Source organism: Chitinophaga sp., assembly GCF_035538455.1.
In the GTDB taxonomy this organism is placed as follows: Bacteria; Bacteroidota; Bacteroidia; order Chitinophagales; family Chitinophagaceae; genus Chitinophaga.
Genome location: NZ_DATLKJ010000135.1, coordinates 51,005 through 68,195 on the forward strand (window position 1 = coordinate 51,005; position 17,191 = coordinate 68,195).

Genomic DNA, 17,191 nt, shown 5'->3' on the forward strand with positions numbered 1-17,191 from the left:
GATAATTTGGGCTATTATTGTTGTTCATCTTGTTCAGTTTGATATAAATGTCTGGTGTGGAGATACAACTTTTCTGTAACTTCCGCCGCGAATGAAGGTATCCTGAATTTATTTTTGCAATATTTTAACCAATTCTTTTACAATCATTCCAATATATTTGCCTAATAATCTTTTTCCTAAGTATTAATATTTTATGAGAAAAATAATTTCTACCCTTGCTCTGGTAGCTCTTTCTTTAGGTGTATTCGCGCAGGAAGGCGGTTCTCCGATGAATAAAGCAGTAAACAGGGTCACTCATTCCAGGGACTTTCTGATGATCCAGTTATCTTACGATGGCTGGGCCGGAGCGCCGGATAGTATCAAAACCGGCTTCAACAGGGGCTTTAATATTGCGCTGATGTATGATTTCCCGTTTAAGAAGTCGCCGCTCAGCGTGGCTGCCGGTCTGGGTATCAGTACCAGTGGCGTTTTTCTGAAGGATCATACTTTCGATATTGCGGGGAAAGTGAATCCTAATACTCCTACCTTCCCTGCCAGCAATTCTTACAAGAGATTCAAAGTGGCTACCACTTATCTTGAAATTCCTATTGAGCTTCGCTTCCGTGCAGTGCCCGATAATGCTAACAAAGGCTTCAAAGCTGCACTGGGTGTGAAAGTAGGCGCATTACTCGATGCACATACAAAAGGCAAGAACAACGGCGGCAACGGCAACAAGAATACAGAGAAAGATGCTAATAAGGGCTTCTTCAATCCTTGGCGTTTTTCAGCCACTGCCCGTGTTGGTTATGGCAATTTCGCCCTGTTTGGCGCCTACTCTCTCAATCCTATGCTGAAAGACAATAGCAACCTGGATATCAGACCTTACCAGATTGGTATCTGTGTAAGCGGCTTATAATAGAAAGATTAGTTTATAGTAAAAAAGCAGCGGAGATAATCATCTCCGCTGCTTTTTTATTGTGGCTGAAACCTGAATACTAATTGCCTTTGAAAACTGGTTTGCGCTTTTCGAGGAAAGCGGTAATCCCTTCTGCGTTATCAGCCGAATTGCCTGCAATCTCCTGGCAATAGGCTTCATAGTCGAGCACGGCATCGAGGTTTTCGGTCATGCCTTTGGTGAGCATCTTTTTCATGAGCGCAATGGCTTTCGTAGGTGCATTGGCGTAGTACAATGCCTCCGCTTCTACGGTGGCATCCAGTTCAGCTGCAGGAACAACCTTGTTCACCAGCCCCAGTTGCAGGGCTTCTGTAGCGGTAACTTTAGATGCTTTGGTGGCCAGCTCAAATGCTTTATGGTAGCCAACGGTGCGTGGCAGAAAGTAAGACGATCCGGAATCCAGTACCAGTGCGATGTTTACAAAGATCTCTATCATAGTGGCTTCTTCACTGGCAATGATCAGATCGCAGGCCAGGGCAATGGAGCATCCGGCGCCTGCAGCCACACCATTGAGGCGGCAAATCACTGGCTTGGGCATGTTGCGGATGGCGCGTACGATTGGATTGTAGCGCTTATGCAATGATTCGCTGAGGTTACGCCTGGCGCCCAAAGACGCTTTCAGATCCTGGCCGCTGCTGAAGGCTTTGCCTGCGCCAGTGAGTACTACAGCTCTTACTGACTGGTCTTTCTCTGCCTGTTTTAGCGCGTCCTGCAGTTCGTAGCTGAGGGCATCATCAAAGGCATTATACACCTCCGGCCTGTTCAGCGTGATGGTAGCGATACCATCACGGATATCCAATAATAAAGAAGCCATATTATTTCAGGGTTTTTAAGATTTATTTCAACGTTTCTTTCAGCCAGCTGAAGAACTCACGCTGCCATGCAATAGCATTCTGTGGTTTCAGCACCCAGTGGTTTTCTTCCGGGAAATAGAGCAGTTTGCTCTTGATACCTTTCAGCTGCGCGAGCTGGAAGGCCTGTAAGCCTTGCTCAATAGGCACCCTGAAGTCGATGCCGCCCTGAATAATGAGGATAGGCGTATTCCATTTATTGGCGTGCTCGCTGGGATTGAAGTTCTTGTAAGTATTGTCGTTGGCTGCATCCCAGTAAGCGCCTAAGTCCCAATTGGCGAACCATAGCTCTTCAGTGGTACCGTACCAGCTTTTCAGGTCAAACAGGCCGTCGTGAGCGATGAAGGTTTTAAAGCGGTTTTCGTGTACGCCTGCCAGCATGTATACGGAGTATCCACCGTAGCTTGCACCTACAGCACCGAGACGGGATTTATCCACAAAGCTTTCCTTGCTGACATCGTCGATCGCGCTCAGGTAGTCGCGGATAGGTTGCCCGCCCCAGTCTTTACTGATGGAGGCATTCCATTTAACACCGTGGCCAGGCATACCGCGTCTGTTGGGGGCCACTACGATATAGCCCTGAGAGGCCATGAGCTGGAAGTTCCAGCGGTAAGAATAAATCTGAGACAGTGCAGACTGTGGTCCGCCCTGGCAATAGAGCAGGGTTGGGTATTTCTTCGCCGGATCGAAGTCGGGGGGAAATATCACCCAGGTAAGCATTTCCTTGCCATCAGTGGTTTTAACCCAGCGTTTCTCCACTTTGCAGGAGCCTATCTGGTCGTAGATGTTTTTATTGGTGTGGGTGAGCGGCTGTATGCTACCCTTCTGCAGGTCAACGGTAAATAGCTCGGCAGCATGATTCATATCAGTGCGGGTTACCACCAGGGTATTGCCGGTTTGGCCAATGATGCCGTTGATGTCGAAATCTCCGGTCGTGATTTGTCGTATATGCTTCTCCGTTGTAGCGGCCGGATCTTTCTGCAGCGCTATTTCCAGCAGTTGTTCGGTGCCTTTGATTACGGCGAGGAAGTAGATCTTTTTGCCATCAGTGCTGAATTGTGCAGCAGAGGCAGTACCGTCCCAGTTCTGGGTCAGGTTAGTTTTTTTACCACTGACACGATCCAGGATGACGATATCGTTTTTGTCTGCCTCATAGCCATCATGGGCCATGCTCAGCCAGAGCAAGTATTTGCCATCAGCGCTGAAAGCTGGGGCCATATCATAACCCATCAGGCCCTCTGCGAGGTTGCGGGTATTTTTGGTGGCGAGATCGTATTCGTAGATGTCTGTGTTGGTGCTGATAGCGTAATCTTTACCAGCTTTCTTTTTACATACATAAATGATGCTTTTGCCATCGGGGCTCCAGATCAGGTCTTCTGCACCGCCGTGGGGCATCTGGGGGCAGTCGTATGGTTCGTTGGCCATAATGTCCACAGGTGTGCCTACTTCACCGTTGTTGTAGGTGGCGTAGAATATATGTGAGAAGTTGCCGTCTTCCCAGGTATCCCAGTGGCGGTAGTTGAGGTTGTCGTATATCTGCACGTTGGATTTCGGAAGATCTGAATAGTGATCTTTGCCGGTGATCTTCTGTACTTTTACCTCTCTCGAAAACAAAATATGTTTTCCATCGGGGGAAATGCGGATATTCTGCATGTCGCCCTCCACTTTGGTTTTCTGTACCGGGTTGGAGCCATCGGCATTCATCTCCCACCACTGCCCTTTCAGTGAAAAGCCAATCTTATTACCGGGGAGTACAGCTACGTCGCCTTCTCCGCCTTTTGTAGTGGTGAGCTGACGAGGCTCTCCGCCTGCCAGGGGAATGGCATAAAGATTCTTTTCGCCTTTGTTTTCTTCCATATTCACCTGAGATATGCCATAGATAACGGTTTTGCCGTCGGCGCTCAGTGTTTCTCCACTTACTCTGCCCAGCTTCCATAGCAGTTCGGGCGTCATCCTGTTCTGGGCTGTTGCCATAGTTGAAATCAATAATCCTGTCAGTAAAAATGGTTTATACATATTTGCGGGATTGTTTTGGATCGTATAAATGTAGGGATAGATTTTTGATTTTCGGGACTCAGGGACCTTTGATTTGATGAATGGAATACTGACTGCGGAATGGGGAATCCCCCAAATTCTAAGTATTTTTGCAGCAAATTTTTAAATACCTTGATTGAGAAGAAACAAACGGTACAGAAAGAAGAAAGGGCCGTAATCGTGGGTGTTATTACGAAGGACCAGACTGAACGCCAGGTACAGGAATTCCTGGATGAGCTGGTATTTCTGGCGGAAACGGCCGGAGCCACTACAGTAAAGCGATTCACACAAAAGCTGGCGCACCCTGACAGAGCCACATTTGTAGGAAAGGGTAAGCTGGAAGAAATATTTCAGTTTATAACAGGAAGGGATATATCACTTGTAATTTTTGATGATGAGCTGACAGGCTCGCAAATCGCAAATATCGAGAAGGTCCTGAAGGTGAAAGTTATTGATCGCAGCGACCTTATCCTGGACATCTTTGCCCGCCGTGCGCGCACCGCACAGGCGAAAGTGCAGGTAGAGCTGGCGCAGTATCAGTATATATTGCCCCGCCTGCGTGGTATGTGGAGTCACCTGGAGCGCCAGGGAGGCGGTATCGGGAGCAGAGGCCCCGGTGAAACGGAAATTGAAACAGACCGTCGTATTGTAAAAGATAAGATCTCCCTCCTGCGTAAACGCCTGGCGGAGATAGACAAGCAGTCGCTTACCCAGCGTAAGGAACGCGGCGAATTTATCCGCGTGGCATTGGTGGGCTACACCAACGTGGGCAAGAGCACCATTATGAACCTACTCAGCAAAAGCGAAGTATTTGCAGAAAACAAGCTGTTTGCCACGCTGGATACCACTACCCGAAAAGTTGTGTTTGACCAGACGCCATTCCTCCTCAGCGATACTGTAGGATTTATCCGCAAGCTGCCGCATCACCTGGTAGAGAGCTTCAAATCCACACTGGATGAGGTGCGCGAAAGCGATGTACTGCTGCACGTGGTAGATATTTCCCACCCGCAATATGAAGAGCAGATCGAAGTGGTGAACCGCACGCTGCAGGAACTGAAAGCATTTGAAAAGCCCATTATCATGGTCTTTAACAAGATGGACCTGTATGAAGCCAACACCTTCGATAAGTGGCTGGAAGAAGATATAAAAAAAGATATCCTCGACTCGCTCAAGAACACCTGGGATATTAAAACACAGGGTAACACCGTGTTTATTTCGGCCTTGGAAAAAAGAAATGTGGAAGAGCTGCGCAAGACCATCATGGATAAAGTGATGCAACTTTACAGAGAGCGGTATCCTTATAAATCAGAATTTTTCTATTAATGGCCAAATCCTATTCCTGGCATAAGCTGGACGATGCTGCCCTGCCTCTCAAAGAAAATGATATCCACGAAATAGAAGTGAATGGAAAATTGATCTGTTGCGCCCTGCATCAGGGACAGTTGTATGCCTTCGCTTACAAGTGCCCGCATGCAGGCGCATTCATGGCTGATGGTTTCATTGATGCATCCGGAAATATCGTATGTCCTATACACCGCTACAGATTCAGTATGAAAAACGGATACAACTGCAGTGGTGAAGGTTATCACCTCAAAACCTATCCGCTCGAGCAACGAAAAGATGGCTACTACATTGGTTTTGAGAAAACCGGATGGTTCTGGTAGCAGCCTGGCTGCGCTTTATTTTTTTGTTAAATAGCATGGGGTACGTTCCTTCAGTCGGTGGATGCCAGTAACTTTTGGGCATGTTATCTACAACTGTTAAGCGACCCTTGATTATTACAGAAAAGCATATCTGTATATTTATCACCGTGCTGGTGATACTGTTGCAGTTTAGTGCCTTACAGGTGCCAATACTGGAGCCTGACGGTGCTTTATATGCCGGTATTGCCAAAACAATGGTACAGCGGCACGATTTCCTGAACCTCTATGCCGACAGTCACGACTGGCTGGATAAACCCCACTTCCCCTTCTGGATAACAGCCCTGAGCTTTCAGCTGTTTGGCTTTCATACCTGGTCGTATAAGCTGCCCGCAATACTTTTTTTGCTGATGGGCGCCTGGTATACTTACCGTTTTGCCTTATCATTATATGGTGAAAGAACCGCCCGTTGGGCGCTGTGTATATTACTTACCGCCGAGCATCTTGTTATATCCAACAACGATGTGAGGGCAGAGCCTTACCTCACCGGCCTTATCATTGCGGCCGTATATCATTTCTATCGAAGCATCCGTACGCCCTGGCATTTGGTGGCAGGCGCCTTGTTTACAGCCTGTGCAATTATGACCAAAGGCATGTTTGCCCTGATACCCGTGGGCGCAGCCATTGGAGGACATCTGCTCTTTACCCGTAACTGGAAGGAGATATTCCGCTGGAAATGGCTGCTGGCGCTAGTGTTGACAGGGATATTCATCATCCCGGAATTATATGCCCTCTACCAGCAATTTGACCTGCATCCGGAGAAAGTTGTGTTTGGCGCCACAGGAGTGTCTGGATTGCGTTTCTTTTTCTGGGACAGCCAGTTTGGGCGTTTCATGAACACCGGGCCAATCAAGGGCGCCGGCGACCCTTTCTTTTTCTTTCACACCTTGTTATGGGCATTTCTGCCGTGGTCAGTAATGTTATATGCTGCGGTGGTCATCTTTATAAAGAAATGGAGGCAACAACGGGAATATTATTGCATATGTGGCGCCCTGGCTACTTTCGTACTGTTTTCATTGTCCAGGTTTCAGTTGCCGCACTATCTGAATATTGTCTTTCCTTTCTTTGCTATCCTCACAGCACAATACATCTTATCATTACAAACGCCGCGGGGGCTGCGTTTCTTCAGAACCACACAGTATACTATCATTATCCTGGTAGCAATTGCCGGCGTGGTGCTGGACCTGCTCTATAAGCCTGCTATGGGTTACGCCTGGCTGATACCCGTAGCTGTGTTGATTTTGCTGTACATCCTGCTCCACTACTGGCTCGACAAAACCACCAAAGAGGCGGTGTTTTATCGTACAGTAGCCATCAGCATCCTGCTGAACCTCTATCTGAATACTATCCTCTATCCTGATATGATGCAGTATCAGAGCGGAAGTGAGGCGGCGCGTTATGCGAATGCCTCCTTCCCTGCTACGCCTGTGGGGATGTATAAAGTGAACTCTTATGCTTTTGAATTTTATATGAAGGCACCGGTTGCGCGCTACGATTCTGTTGGCAGCGGGATGATCTTCACTTCTCCTGAAGCTGTAGAAGAGCTGCGGCAGCAGGGACGTACCTGTACGCTTATTAAATCCTTTCCTCATTTCTATGTAAGCAAACTGGACCTGCCCTTTGTACGGAAAGCCACGCGGAGTGGCGCATTGGGAGAAAGAATGTTAGTACGGGTAGAAAAATGATTGTCTGTAATCCGCTGTGGTGGCATGTTTTATGTTTTGTTCAAAAAAATCTTGAAAAAAGTTCAAATAAGATTTTGCAAAAATGAAAATTTACCTATTTTTGCAATCCCAAATCGCACAAACGATACGGGAAACACTCCTCCTTAGCTCAGTTGGTTAGAGCATCTGACTGTTAATCAGAGGGTCGCTGGTTCAAGTCCAGCAGGGGGAGCGAAGAAAAGGGCAGTTACAAACATTCTGTTGTAATTGCCCTTTTTATTTATACTACAATATATCTTTAGCTGAACTCTTAAGCTTTCAATCCCTGACTTCTTTATAAATCAAATTACTGAGAAACCGCTCAATCGCCAATAAGTGGCCCTGGTTATATCATCGTTATAAATTATTCAAAGTTTCCTCTGTCAAATTTATCAATTCCGGGAAAGTGGCAATCTTGAGATCAACTATGTTTGATCCTACAATAGCAGCTGAATACCAGGCAGGATAAGTATCTGTATGGGGCATTAATGCCCAGATCAAAGGACTGTATGGACTTACGTTCTCAGCGGAGAGCTTACTTTGTAGTTGCTCCTGGTAAGATTTGCACGCTTGTAATGAAGCATGACCCGATGCAAGTTGTTCGATGAGTTTAAGTGCACCTTTACCCAGGTTATCTAAGTCTTTCTCGACAAGCAAACAAAGCTTATAGGCAATTATCCGCTGCTCCCTTTCAGTGAGAGGCCGGACTTTAGTCTCAAAGACTTACCAATACTGACCTGATTCTCTTTGCTCCATTGAATGATGGTTTGACTTTATAGATGATCGATTGTCACTTGTAAACGTAGCCAAGATACTATTTACTTTCTAAGAAACGGGCGGGCTAATTGAGACGAGAATACCTGTGATGCAGCTATGATCAGTATAGGAACATAGGCTTAAAGGTGGACTTGATGCGGGGATGTCGTGCTGAGGTGTAGCAGCTGTAATGTATACCAGAGAAGTGTTACGGTATGTATAATGGACATGCACCGGCGGCAGCCGCAGGTTAAGTCTGCCGGCAGGAGTGTGGTATGTAAAGTTTAATGGTAGTTATGGTTGCTCATCAATATTCAGTTGTCAGGCTTGAAGTAGTTCATTCCCGTTGAACGGTGGGAAGAAGATGCTGAGTTGATGTATTGACTGGTATGCTCTCTGATGCTGGCTTTAACCTGGGTCTCTTCTGGCCGGTTGGTTTACGCAGGATTGGCCGTATCTGAGGCGGTTGTACGGCGATAATATCTGCCGCCAGGTACCTTGTGTTATTAGAGGGAATACCGCCCAGTATGCCCCTTATTTGCAGCATAACCACCAATGTTCCTCTTCCTGGTACATCCATATCACAGGCTGCTCCTTCAAAAGGTTCTCCGGGTTTTACGATGAGCACGGCGCTTTCTGTACCAGTTACCTGATGTGTAGCAAAATGGATACGTGCAGCTATTACTTTTATTTCCAGGGCACTGATGCCGTTGTATGCCGGTAGTGTTTGCGGCGGAATGTACAGGATGTTATTCCGGGAAAGTCTGGGAGCAGCGGTGAGAAACTTGTCTGTTCCTGTTTTCCGGTTGAACCGGAAGCCGGTGATACAGCCGGTGTCCTTGCCGGCGGAAGGAATGAGGGCGCTGGTTAGCCGGTTGATATGTTCGCTGTTACAATGAACATCCAGCCTGGGAGCAAAAGCATTGCGGATAAGCGCGCCTTTGCTGCTGGCCATGCCGAATCGTTGGGCAGCGCGGCGGGTAGCTGCCGTCTGCCGGACGTGTGCGGGCATGCTGCGAAGGAAGTACCCGCTATTACGCCGGTAACCAATCAGGTTGCCAAGCTTGCCCGTGAAGGTGAGTAAAGAAGTTTGTTTTGCCATAACAATAAAATACTGATGTTATCTAAATATAAGATTATCAGCAGCAATCATTTGGAGCCTGTATTAAAGATTATCAAACTGCAAGCGAATGGCACTTAGAGAATATTCAAACCGGGAGTATGAGGCATTAGATAGCCGCTAAAGCCACTCGAACAACTGTTAGAAAATGGCGAAAATTCACTGCTGCTATACTGCCATTATCAGGAGGATATTTCAAAAAAGGTCTTTTTGATCGCAGTGATACCCTTTATTTTTCTTCTTTCCATCACTTCAAAAAACAGATCTATGAAAAAGATGAAATTATTGGGTAAAAGTTTAAAAAGAAATGAAATGAAAGCTGTTATTGGCGGAGCAAACGCCGCGAGAAACCAATGCTTTGACTTCTGTATGGACGGATGCACTAACACATATAGCGCCGGGTATTGCAGAATAATATGTCAGGGTTATTGCTACTAAGTTAGATATTGGTTACCGGAAGAGGGCATTTCCAGAACAGGATATGCCCTCTTCTATGAGATTTTCACTGTGATGCTACCAAAGCACTCTCCTCTCACTGTAACGGCTTTAATTATTCATTTTAGCATACCCTAACGCCTCTACGATCAATCCGTTCTGCACTTTCATAAGATTGACACCCCGCACATAGTCGTGTTCGCCATTGCCCCATTTGAAGTGCCAGCGAATGGTAGCAAATTCGCCATATACTTCAATTGCTTCCGGCGTAAATTGTTTTTCCATATCGCTGGCAAGTGCCTGCCAGAAAGTGACACACTCATCATATCCCACCGATTTTGCACCTTCAGGCCCTGTAATGTCTTCCATCACACAATCCTTGCCAATGAGCGCAGGTAGTACTGCCGGGTTGTGGTGAATAAAAGCACTATTGAATTTGTGCATTATTTGTTCCGTTTCAATTGATTTTTTGCCCATATTTTCTTTAGCTGATGGATTTGAATATTGCTTCATGGATTAATAATTTAGCGTGATAGATTGTTTTTCTGTGAAGCAAAACTATACTGATCAGGAATAAAGGAATTGATATAATACGACAAAATGAAAGTACTTGCCTCCCACCTTAACAGTTTCATTACCTACGCATCTGTAAAGAATGTTCCAGTAGATCAGCTGCCGGTCAGCATAAAAATGACGCCTGCCGATTTTAAAGTACCAGCGGCAACAGTGGAAATGTCAGATTTTTATGAAGTGGTATCCTATATTTCGACAGTGTTGCAGGATGAGATGCTTGGCATACATGTGGGCAATTTTGTAAACCTGAAACATCTGGGGGCGGTGTACGAGTTGTCGTTAAAAGCCACAACAGTGGAGGAAGCACTTCATTATTGCAGGATGTATCTGCAAAAAACATTCCCTGTAATGCAGGTAGATACTGAGCATGAAGAGGACGTTGTTGTTATCAGGTTGAGTATAGATAGTAATAAAACTGCTGAAAACCGCATATTGCTGGAGAACACACTGACATTAATGGCGCGTGAAATCGTGATCATCACAGGGAGTGATTGCCCTGTAACAACATGGTCGCCTTACTGTGGGAAGGGATATCCTGCATCGTGGGAAAAAGGGACTGATTTTGCCGTTGCGTTTCCCAAAACAATACTTAAGGCGGCGGTAAAACGTAATGGCCAATGGGGATTGGAAGTCCTGATTCCGGAATACCTGCAAATAATGGAAAGCCTTGACCCGGTTGAATCATTCAGTAACCGTGTAAAACTGACTATGTTAAGTATGGCGACGCCGGCATTGCCTGGTTTAGATCAGATCGCGTATACACTTAATCTGACGCCAAGAACATTACAGCGCCGCCTTACCGAAGAACGCACTAAGTTCCGGCATCTTCGTGATGAACTAACGCGTAAAATATGTGACTACCTGCTAAGGCATGACCGTTACTCTATTGCAGACGTTGCAGTTGTGCTGGGGTATGCTGAACCTGCCGCATTTATTCATGCGTTTAAAAAGTGGTATGGGGCGGCGCCAGGCAAGCTGAGGGAACAGATAATCTGAACCCAAGAGGGCTTACAGGTTTGTTGATTTCACTGTCAAAGAGCACTAAAACACTTCGCCGGTTTTCTTGCCGATGATTCTGATAATAAATGTAATGGATATACGAATTTGAGGTAACCAATTTACCATGATGCATTGCTATTGTTTGATTAACAATAGGTGCAATAAATATTTCGCGTGGCATGAAGCATATCTGCAATTATTATTTAACTTCATAAGCGTCACAATTTTATTTGGTTACCACCTAAAAAATCCCGTATGAAAAAGAAACAGAACACACCCCAAAAATTATCCCTGAAAAAAGTTACTATTGTTCCGTTGAATCATCGCAACCAAGACGTTGTGCGTGGTGGGGCTATTACTGCAAGATGCCCTTCAGTGATCGAAGTAACCTGTATCGACTGTGAACCATCTTTCTCCGGTTGTCTGGCAACATGGAATTGCGCATAAGATGTACATGTATTTAACCAGCGCTACTTCCCTTAATAAAAGCAGAAATAGCGCTGGCGTTTTATTTGTAATAATGAGCGCAATAAATATTTTGCGCGGCATGAAACAAATGAACAATTATTATCTATCTTCATAGCATTCACAACTTTTATTTGTTTACCGCCTAAAATCCCCGCATGAAAAAGAAACAGAACAACGCTAAATTATCCCTGAAGAAAATTGCTATCGCTCCATTGAACACTAACAGCCAGGAAGCTATAAACGGCGGAGCCGTTAGTATAAAATGTCAGACAATACACAATATAACCTGTATCGACTGTGTACCTTCTTTCTCAGGTTGCCCGATTACCTGGAATTGTGCATAAGACTGTAAATGCATTTAACCAACGCTACTTCCTGTAAAATGGAAGTAGCGTTGGTGTTTTATTGCCTATCAGCTATTTTGGGTACTTTTCTTTTCATATTTTTTGAGTTGCTCCTGTAGTTGTTTTATTTGTGCAGCTTGTTTTGCGAGCTCTTCATCCTTAGCTTCCAGTTCTTCCTCTTTTTCGGCAAGCGTTTCCTGAAGTTTCCTGTTTTTTTGTTTGAGATCTTCTATCTCTTTCATACTGGATTCTGCATTTCTTTGACCTTCCCGGAAACCTACCTGATGCTGTTTCTTACTTTCAGGTGTCATTGTATTGGAAGAGCTTAGCGCTGCCTTTTTGAGGTTCGCTCCGCTTTGTACTGCTTTAACACCGGATTGAAATCCTATTCCTACCGCCCTTTCCCTGCTTTCGATTTTACTACTTGCATACTGCTCAGAAAGTATTTCATATTTTTTCAGTTGTTTTTTTAATGCTGCATCCAGCGCTTTAACGTCTTCTTCATTAAGTTCCTGTTGGGCTTCCAGCTTATCAATCATCTCCTTCAGGTCTACATTCTCCTGCTGAGTGTCTTTCAGCTCTGCCTTATAAGCTTCCTTTTTTGAAGTCATCTCATCCAGTTTCTCGGTTAGCTCTTCACTTTCTATTTCTTTATCCTTTAAGGTTAATCGCAGGTCGGATATATCTGTGTTCAACGTATCGACTTCTTCTTCATGTTCTTCCTGTTCGGCTTCCATGTTTTTAATCTTTTCTGCGAGGCCGATGTTATCGAGTTGCGCGCTCTTAAAATCTTCTTTATAGGAATCCTTTTTTGCAGTCATTGCTTCCAGGTCTTCTTTTAATTCTTCTGTCTCACTTTCTTTATCCTTGAGCGCTCTCTGCTGCCTGGAGACTTTTTTGATCAGGTCGTCGATTTTCAGTTTATAAATGGCATATGAAAGGAATTCGAGTTTGATCTGGGAGGACGTTTTCAAGATTATATTCTTGCCGAAGTCAAACTCCATTATGGCGGGGTCAATGGCATTCTCAATGTCAGGTATGTCATAATCACTTTTACCAGGTCTGGTATAGCCTGTTCCCTGTTGGTTAATATTGAACCCTTTTTTCCCGGTTTTTTTATATTCGGATGGAGGGTTAATCGGAATTTTATATTCATACATTTCTTCAACATCTTTATCGGGGTCAGGAGATGCAAAGTCCTCCGTATCGGCCTTATAGATGCCAAATTTTATTGTAAACTTAGCAGCATAGTCAACATCTTCCGTTGTTGTTACCTTTTTACCTTTACCCTGCTCTTCCACTATTTCTATTTCATCTTCTGCATAGCTCACGTTAACCTTATAGTAAACTACATTGTGAAATTTGTTAACTCTTTCTATCACCTTATTCTCGACTTTCGCAGACATCTCGCTGTTAACGTCTTTGGGGATAGCAGCGAGATTTCTTGGGTCTGCGGGACCTCCGAGGTTGTTATTCAGCAGGTGACCGGCTATGTATTCCTTTCCGGTAGCCAATTTTAATTTAGAGGTAATGTCCTTTAAAACATTGCCCGGGGTGCTGCCCAGCGGATGGTCCGGAGCCAGCACTTTAGCCTCCATTTCCATACCCTGTCCGCTTTTATGTGCTGCTTTCCAGGCAATTTGTGTTTTCACCTCTCTTTTATCATCTTTATCCTTACTGGCGTCATCCTTGTGTGTACCTCCATAGCCTACAGCAGTCCGGCCTTTTATTTTAGTTTTGTATACATCCCATTCGGATCCGGATATATCAATTATAGCAAGTGCTTCCATCAACAGGCTTTCTTTTTTCTGCAATCTTTCATAGGTCAGGGTTTTTAGTCCCTGGTTGCGTTGTTCATTATAGAATTCCTCCTGTGTTCTGAATGTTTCATCCAGCAATTCCTGCAGATCAAGTATGCCCTCTTCGTCTAATGTCTGGGCAAAGGCAGCTGCCTGTGGATTGCCACCTTTTCCATTGAGATTAGCGATTCCTTTGACGACAGCCCATTTCAGCTGATCATTAAAGATATCCTCCTTGGTGAGGAGTACGCGTTGCGCTACATTTGAAGATGCAGGTACAGTGCTGAGCTTTCCTGAGTTGCCATCCGTCCTCATTGCCTCTTCCCCTTTTATATCTGCTTCATTTTCCAACCCGGGGCTATTATTTATACCAATTCCATTATGTTGAGCGGTGGGTTGTACACGCCCCTGCTTTTGCTGTACCACATGCCAGGCTTCGTGTGGAAGATGTTTTTCCTGACCGGGGCCAAGGTGAATATCGGGGCCCTGGGCATATGCGGCTGCCTGTAGCCGGGCAGGTTGGCCGGAGTTGTAATGTACGTTCACATCGTCCATCGCCAGTCCGGATAAGTGTTCTATGCCGGAGCGAAGCCCGTCTGGCAACCCCTGTTTATTAGCAGCCCTTCTGCCGGTAGCTGGTGCGGGTGAAAAGAATTTGCCCTGTATGGTGTTCTCCTGCCCTTTTGAAAAGAATGGTTCATGATCTGATGTTGACGCAGGAGGATTGAAAAATGGGGTGACGGAATGATGCGCAGCCGGCCTGGCGGCCGCCACGGGTTGTCTGGTTGACATAGGACGTAATTTTAGGGTTAACCAATTATATTACCAACAGTAATCTGATGTATACAAGTTAGTATAATATACTGCAGCCGCAGTTCAGGCGCTGCCGTATATCCTCATTGCTTCAGCAGCAGTTTCATACCCGCATGCGTATTTTTGAATCCTAATCTTTCATAGAAGCGGATTGCATCTACCCGCCGGAAGTCGGAGGTGAGCTGTATCAGGAAGGCGCCTTCCGTTTTGCCTCTTTCTATCACCCATTTGAACAGGGCCTCACCTATTCCTTGCCCGCGTTTGTCGTGCCTTACGCGTACATTTTCCACCAGCAGACGCGTGCCGCCCTGGTAGGTGAGATATTGTATGAAGGTAAGTTGTAATGTGGCTACAAGGTTACCGTCATTATCTTCCGCCACAATCAGTTCCTGGATAGGATTACTGCTTATTTTCTCAAAGGCAGTATAATATGACTGCGGTAAAGGATCGCAGTAATCTTCTCGTGTGGCTCCCAGGTTGTCGGCTGCCAGCATTTCCACTATAGCCGGTACATCTTCTCTTTTCGCTTTTCTGTAGATCATAATGTAGCTGTTGATGGCATAAAAATACGGCATGCAAGGATATTTTTCCAGTTGCATTTGGCAACTGGAAATTTGAAAAATTTCTAATCTCAGGATTATTGTTTGGTGGATAAAAAATCACTATCTTGTACGTGTTTATCAATCAAAATTCTGCCAATCCTGATCGCTTTGGGGTATACAGCTTTACATAATGAGCATTTGTTGTTAGAATCAATTGCCAACGGGGATGAGAATGCCTATACCACTGTTTATCTGCACTATGGTGGGCTGATCTATGACGCTGCGATGGTTTATCTCCAGAATAATACACAGGCAAAAGAGATCGTACAGGAAGTGTTTTACAAGATATGGGAAAAACGTGAGGGGTTGCGTAACGTCCGTAAGCTACAGGACTATCTCTTCATCATTGCCCGCAACTGTATATTTGATCATCTCCGGAAGAAAGCTGTAGAAGTCTCTGCTTACGAAATACTCCACCAGATACAACCAATAGATGTTGATAATACTGATCACCGCGTACGCGACCGGCAATTTGGGCAGTTGCTGCAATCGGCCATAGATAACCTTCCTCCCCAACGTCGCCGTATTTATCAGCTGGCAAAAGAGCAAGGTCATAGTTATCATGAGATTGCCCTGCAGCTCGGAATATCAGCGTTTACTGTCAAGAACCAAATGGCACAGGCACTTCAATATATCAGGTCATACATTCATGAGCATGTTCATTAACTGATCACACTGTTGTTTTTTTTCAGACCGGATAGTCCGTTTTAATTTTTCACCCGTCTTTAAATTAGATGCATTCCAATAATCCGGATGCATGAGGCAAATCTTTTATGAAGAATCAGGAGTTCCACATTCTTTTGGAAAAATTTAAAGCCAGACAGCTGGATGATGCATCAATCGCGAGATTCATGCAGCTGGTGGCCAGTGGAAGGTATGATGAGTTTCTGAAGGATGATATTGTGCAGTTGCTGGATGAGTATAAAACCCGCCAGCAAAGCGGGTGGACAGAGAAAGATCAGCAGATGGTATTGTTGCAGCTGCTGAAAAAAGTGAGGGAAGACCCAAGGCCAATAGTGGTACAGATGCGGCCACGGCGGCGTTTCGGGAATATTGCTGCCATTGCGCTGATCACGGCAGGTATCGGTGCGGGCGCATGGCTGATAAAAATGGAGAAGCGCCAGCAACAGGCGCCACAGCTGGCTGCAAAGCAGATAGCCCCCGGCGGCAACAAAGCGGTGCTGATGCTTGGCAACGGTACTATAGTGGAGCTGGATAGCAGCTCGATGGCCAGCAAGCAACTTGGACAGTTGGGCGCCGCCAATATACAGGTGGGTAATGGGAAGCTGAGTTATCAGCAAACTGCGTCCGCCACTCCCGGCGATACTGCCATCAATGTTCTGCGTGTACCGAAAGGCGGGCAATACCACCTCGCATTATCCGACGGCACGCAGGTATGGCTCAACTCCGGCTCCTCGCTTGAGTTTCCGGCCGTATTCAGTGGCAATGAAAGAATCGTACGACTGAAGGGCGAAGCCTATTTTGAAGTGGCCGCAAATGCCGCAAAGCCTTTCAGCGTTAAAGTGAACAATATGAATGTGGAAGTACTGGGCACCCATTTTAATGTTATGGCCTATGATGATGAAGAAACCATCAACACCACATTGATAGAAGGCGCCGTAAGAGTAAAACACGGCAACAACAGCGAATTGCTGAAACCCGGCCAGCAGGCTCAGTTACATCAGAATGGAAGCATAACAGTGGAAGCCGTAGATGTAGATGAAGAGATAGCATGGAAAAACGGCTTGTTTCTTTTTAAGGATGCAGATATTACCACCGTCATGCGCCAACTGAGCCGGTGGTATAATGTAGAAATAGTTTATGAAGGCAATGTAAAAACAAAAAAATTTACCGGAGAAGTTTATAGAAATTACAACCTTAATCAGATTTTAGCTGTATTTCAGGCTACCGGATTACATTTCAGAACGGAAGGGAATAAGCTTATTGTCACACCCTAACCAGACACTGACTTTAAAATAAGAATAGTAGGCTTATCATGGGCGATAGCGGCCCATGCCGATACCTATGTAATTGCTGTCATTACTAAACCCGCAATATGA

General features: G+C 45.4%; 15 protein-coding genes and 1 tRNA gene. 10 read left to right on the forward strand and 6 right to left on the reverse strand.

What is annotated here, in order from left to right; translation table 11 throughout:
- Nucleotides 1–193: 193 nt before the first annotated feature.
- The gene (locus tag VM802_RS15775; protein WP_325532151.1) at nucleotides 194–895 is read left to right on the forward strand and encodes a porin family protein; all 702 of its coding nucleotides are present in this window, start codon (nucleotides 194–196) and stop codon (nucleotides 893–895) included.
- A 79-nt stretch (nucleotides 896–974) separates the two neighbouring features.
- Here VM802_RS15775 and VM802_RS15780 read toward each other — a convergent pair whose 3' ends face one another.
- Both VM802_RS15780 and VM802_RS15785 read right to left on the reverse strand, forming a co-directional pair.
- On the reverse strand, nucleotides 975–1,748 hold the full coding sequence (locus VM802_RS15780; protein ID WP_325532153.1) for an enoyl-CoA hydratase-related protein: 774 nt from the start codon (nucleotides 1,746–1,748) through the stop codon (nucleotides 975–977).
- Nucleotides 1,749–1,770: 22 nt separating this feature from the next.
- Nucleotides 1,771–3,759 (reverse strand): S9 family peptidase, encoded by a 1,989-nt coding sequence (locus tag VM802_RS15785; RefSeq protein ID WP_325532155.1) that lies wholly within the window; start codon nucleotides 3,757–3,759, stop codon nucleotides 1,771–1,773.
- 192 nt (nucleotides 3,760–3,951) lie between these two features.
- Between VM802_RS15785 and hflX the strand changes: the two genes are divergently transcribed.
- The 4 genes from hflX (at nucleotide 3,952) to VM802_RS15805 (ending at nucleotide 7,415) form a co-directional block, all read left to right on the forward strand.
- On the forward strand, nucleotides 3,952–5,142 hold the full coding sequence (gene hflX / locus VM802_RS15790) for a GTPase HflX (protein WP_325532157.1): 1,191 nt from the start codon (nucleotides 3,952–3,954) through the stop codon (nucleotides 5,140–5,142).
- Nucleotides 5,142–5,483, forward strand: coding sequence for a Rieske (2Fe-2S) protein (locus VM802_RS15795; protein WP_325532159.1), 342 nt, complete (start codon nucleotides 5,142–5,144; stop codon nucleotides 5,481–5,483). The genes hflX and VM802_RS15795 overlap by 1 nt, the downstream gene beginning before the upstream one ends.
- Before the next feature lie 80 nt (nucleotides 5,484–5,563).
- On the forward strand, nucleotides 5,564–7,204 hold the full coding sequence (locus VM802_RS15800) for an ArnT family glycosyltransferase (protein WP_325532161.1): 1,641 nt from the start codon (nucleotides 5,564–5,566) through the stop codon (nucleotides 7,202–7,204).
- A 137-nt stretch (nucleotides 7,205–7,341) separates the two neighbouring features.
- Nucleotides 7,342–7,415, forward strand: a tRNA-Asn gene (locus VM802_RS15805).
- Between the two features lie 900 nt (nucleotides 7,416–8,315).
- On the opposite strand, the gene VM802_RS15810 is transcribed toward VM802_RS15805, so the two are convergent.
- Together VM802_RS15810 and VM802_RS15815 are read right to left on the reverse strand one after the other, a co-directional pair.
- On the reverse strand, nucleotides 8,316–9,080 hold the full coding sequence (locus tag VM802_RS15810) for a hypothetical protein (RefSeq protein ID WP_325532163.1): 765 nt from the start codon (nucleotides 9,078–9,080) through the stop codon (nucleotides 8,316–8,318).
- Between the two features lie 564 nt (nucleotides 9,081–9,644).
- Nucleotides 9,645–10,046 carry a nuclear transport factor 2 family protein gene (locus VM802_RS15815; RefSeq protein WP_325532165.1) on the reverse strand — a complete coding sequence of 134 codons (402 nt, stop codon included), beginning with the start codon at nucleotides 10,044–10,046 and terminating at the stop codon, nucleotides 9,645–9,647.
- A gap of 87 nt (nucleotides 10,047–10,133) precedes the next feature.
- Here VM802_RS15815 and VM802_RS15820 point away from each other — a divergent pair, with 87 nt between their 5' ends.
- The 3 genes from VM802_RS15820 (at nucleotide 10,134) to VM802_RS15830 (ending at nucleotide 11,917) form a co-directional block, all read left to right on the forward strand.
- Complete coding sequence (locus VM802_RS15820; protein WP_325532167.1) at nucleotides 10,134–11,102, forward strand: AraC family transcriptional regulator; 969 nt, start codon at nucleotides 10,134–10,136, stop codon at nucleotides 11,100–11,102.
- 258 nt (nucleotides 11,103–11,360) lie between these two features.
- Complete coding sequence (locus VM802_RS15825; protein ID WP_325532169.1) at nucleotides 11,361–11,552, forward strand: class I lanthipeptide; 192 nt, start codon at nucleotides 11,361–11,363, stop codon at nucleotides 11,550–11,552.
- Between the two features lie 176 nt (nucleotides 11,553–11,728).
- A complete protein-coding gene (locus tag VM802_RS15830; protein WP_325532171.1) occupies nucleotides 11,729–11,917 on the forward strand; it encodes a class I lanthipeptide in 189 nt (62 codons plus the stop codon).
- Between the two features lie 68 nt (nucleotides 11,918–11,985).
- Here the strand turns inward: VM802_RS15830 and VM802_RS15835 are convergent, their stop codons facing one another.
- Both VM802_RS15835 and VM802_RS15840 read right to left on the reverse strand, forming a co-directional pair.
- A complete protein-coding gene (locus VM802_RS15835) occupies nucleotides 11,986–14,508 on the reverse strand; it encodes an eCIS core domain-containing protein (RefSeq protein ID WP_325532173.1) in 2,523 nt (840 codons plus the stop codon).
- 104 nt (nucleotides 14,509–14,612) lie between these two features.
- Nucleotides 14,613–15,104, reverse strand: a complete 492-nt coding sequence (locus VM802_RS15840; protein WP_325532175.1) for a GNAT family N-acetyltransferase — start codon at nucleotides 15,102–15,104, stop codon at nucleotides 14,613–14,615.
- A gap of 168 nt (nucleotides 15,105–15,272) precedes the next feature.
- Between VM802_RS15840 and VM802_RS15845 the strand changes: the two genes are divergently transcribed.
- Nucleotides 15,273–15,797: an RNA polymerase sigma factor gene (locus VM802_RS15845; RefSeq protein ID WP_325532177.1), complete on the forward strand. Its 525-nt coding sequence runs from the start codon at nucleotides 15,273–15,275 to the stop codon at nucleotides 15,795–15,797.
- A 107-nt stretch (nucleotides 15,798–15,904) separates the two neighbouring features.
- Nucleotides 15,905–17,089 (forward strand): FecR family protein, encoded by a 1,185-nt coding sequence (locus tag VM802_RS15850; protein WP_325532179.1) that lies wholly within the window; start codon nucleotides 15,905–15,907, stop codon nucleotides 17,087–17,089.
- Nucleotides 17,090–17,191: the final 102 nt, after the last annotated feature.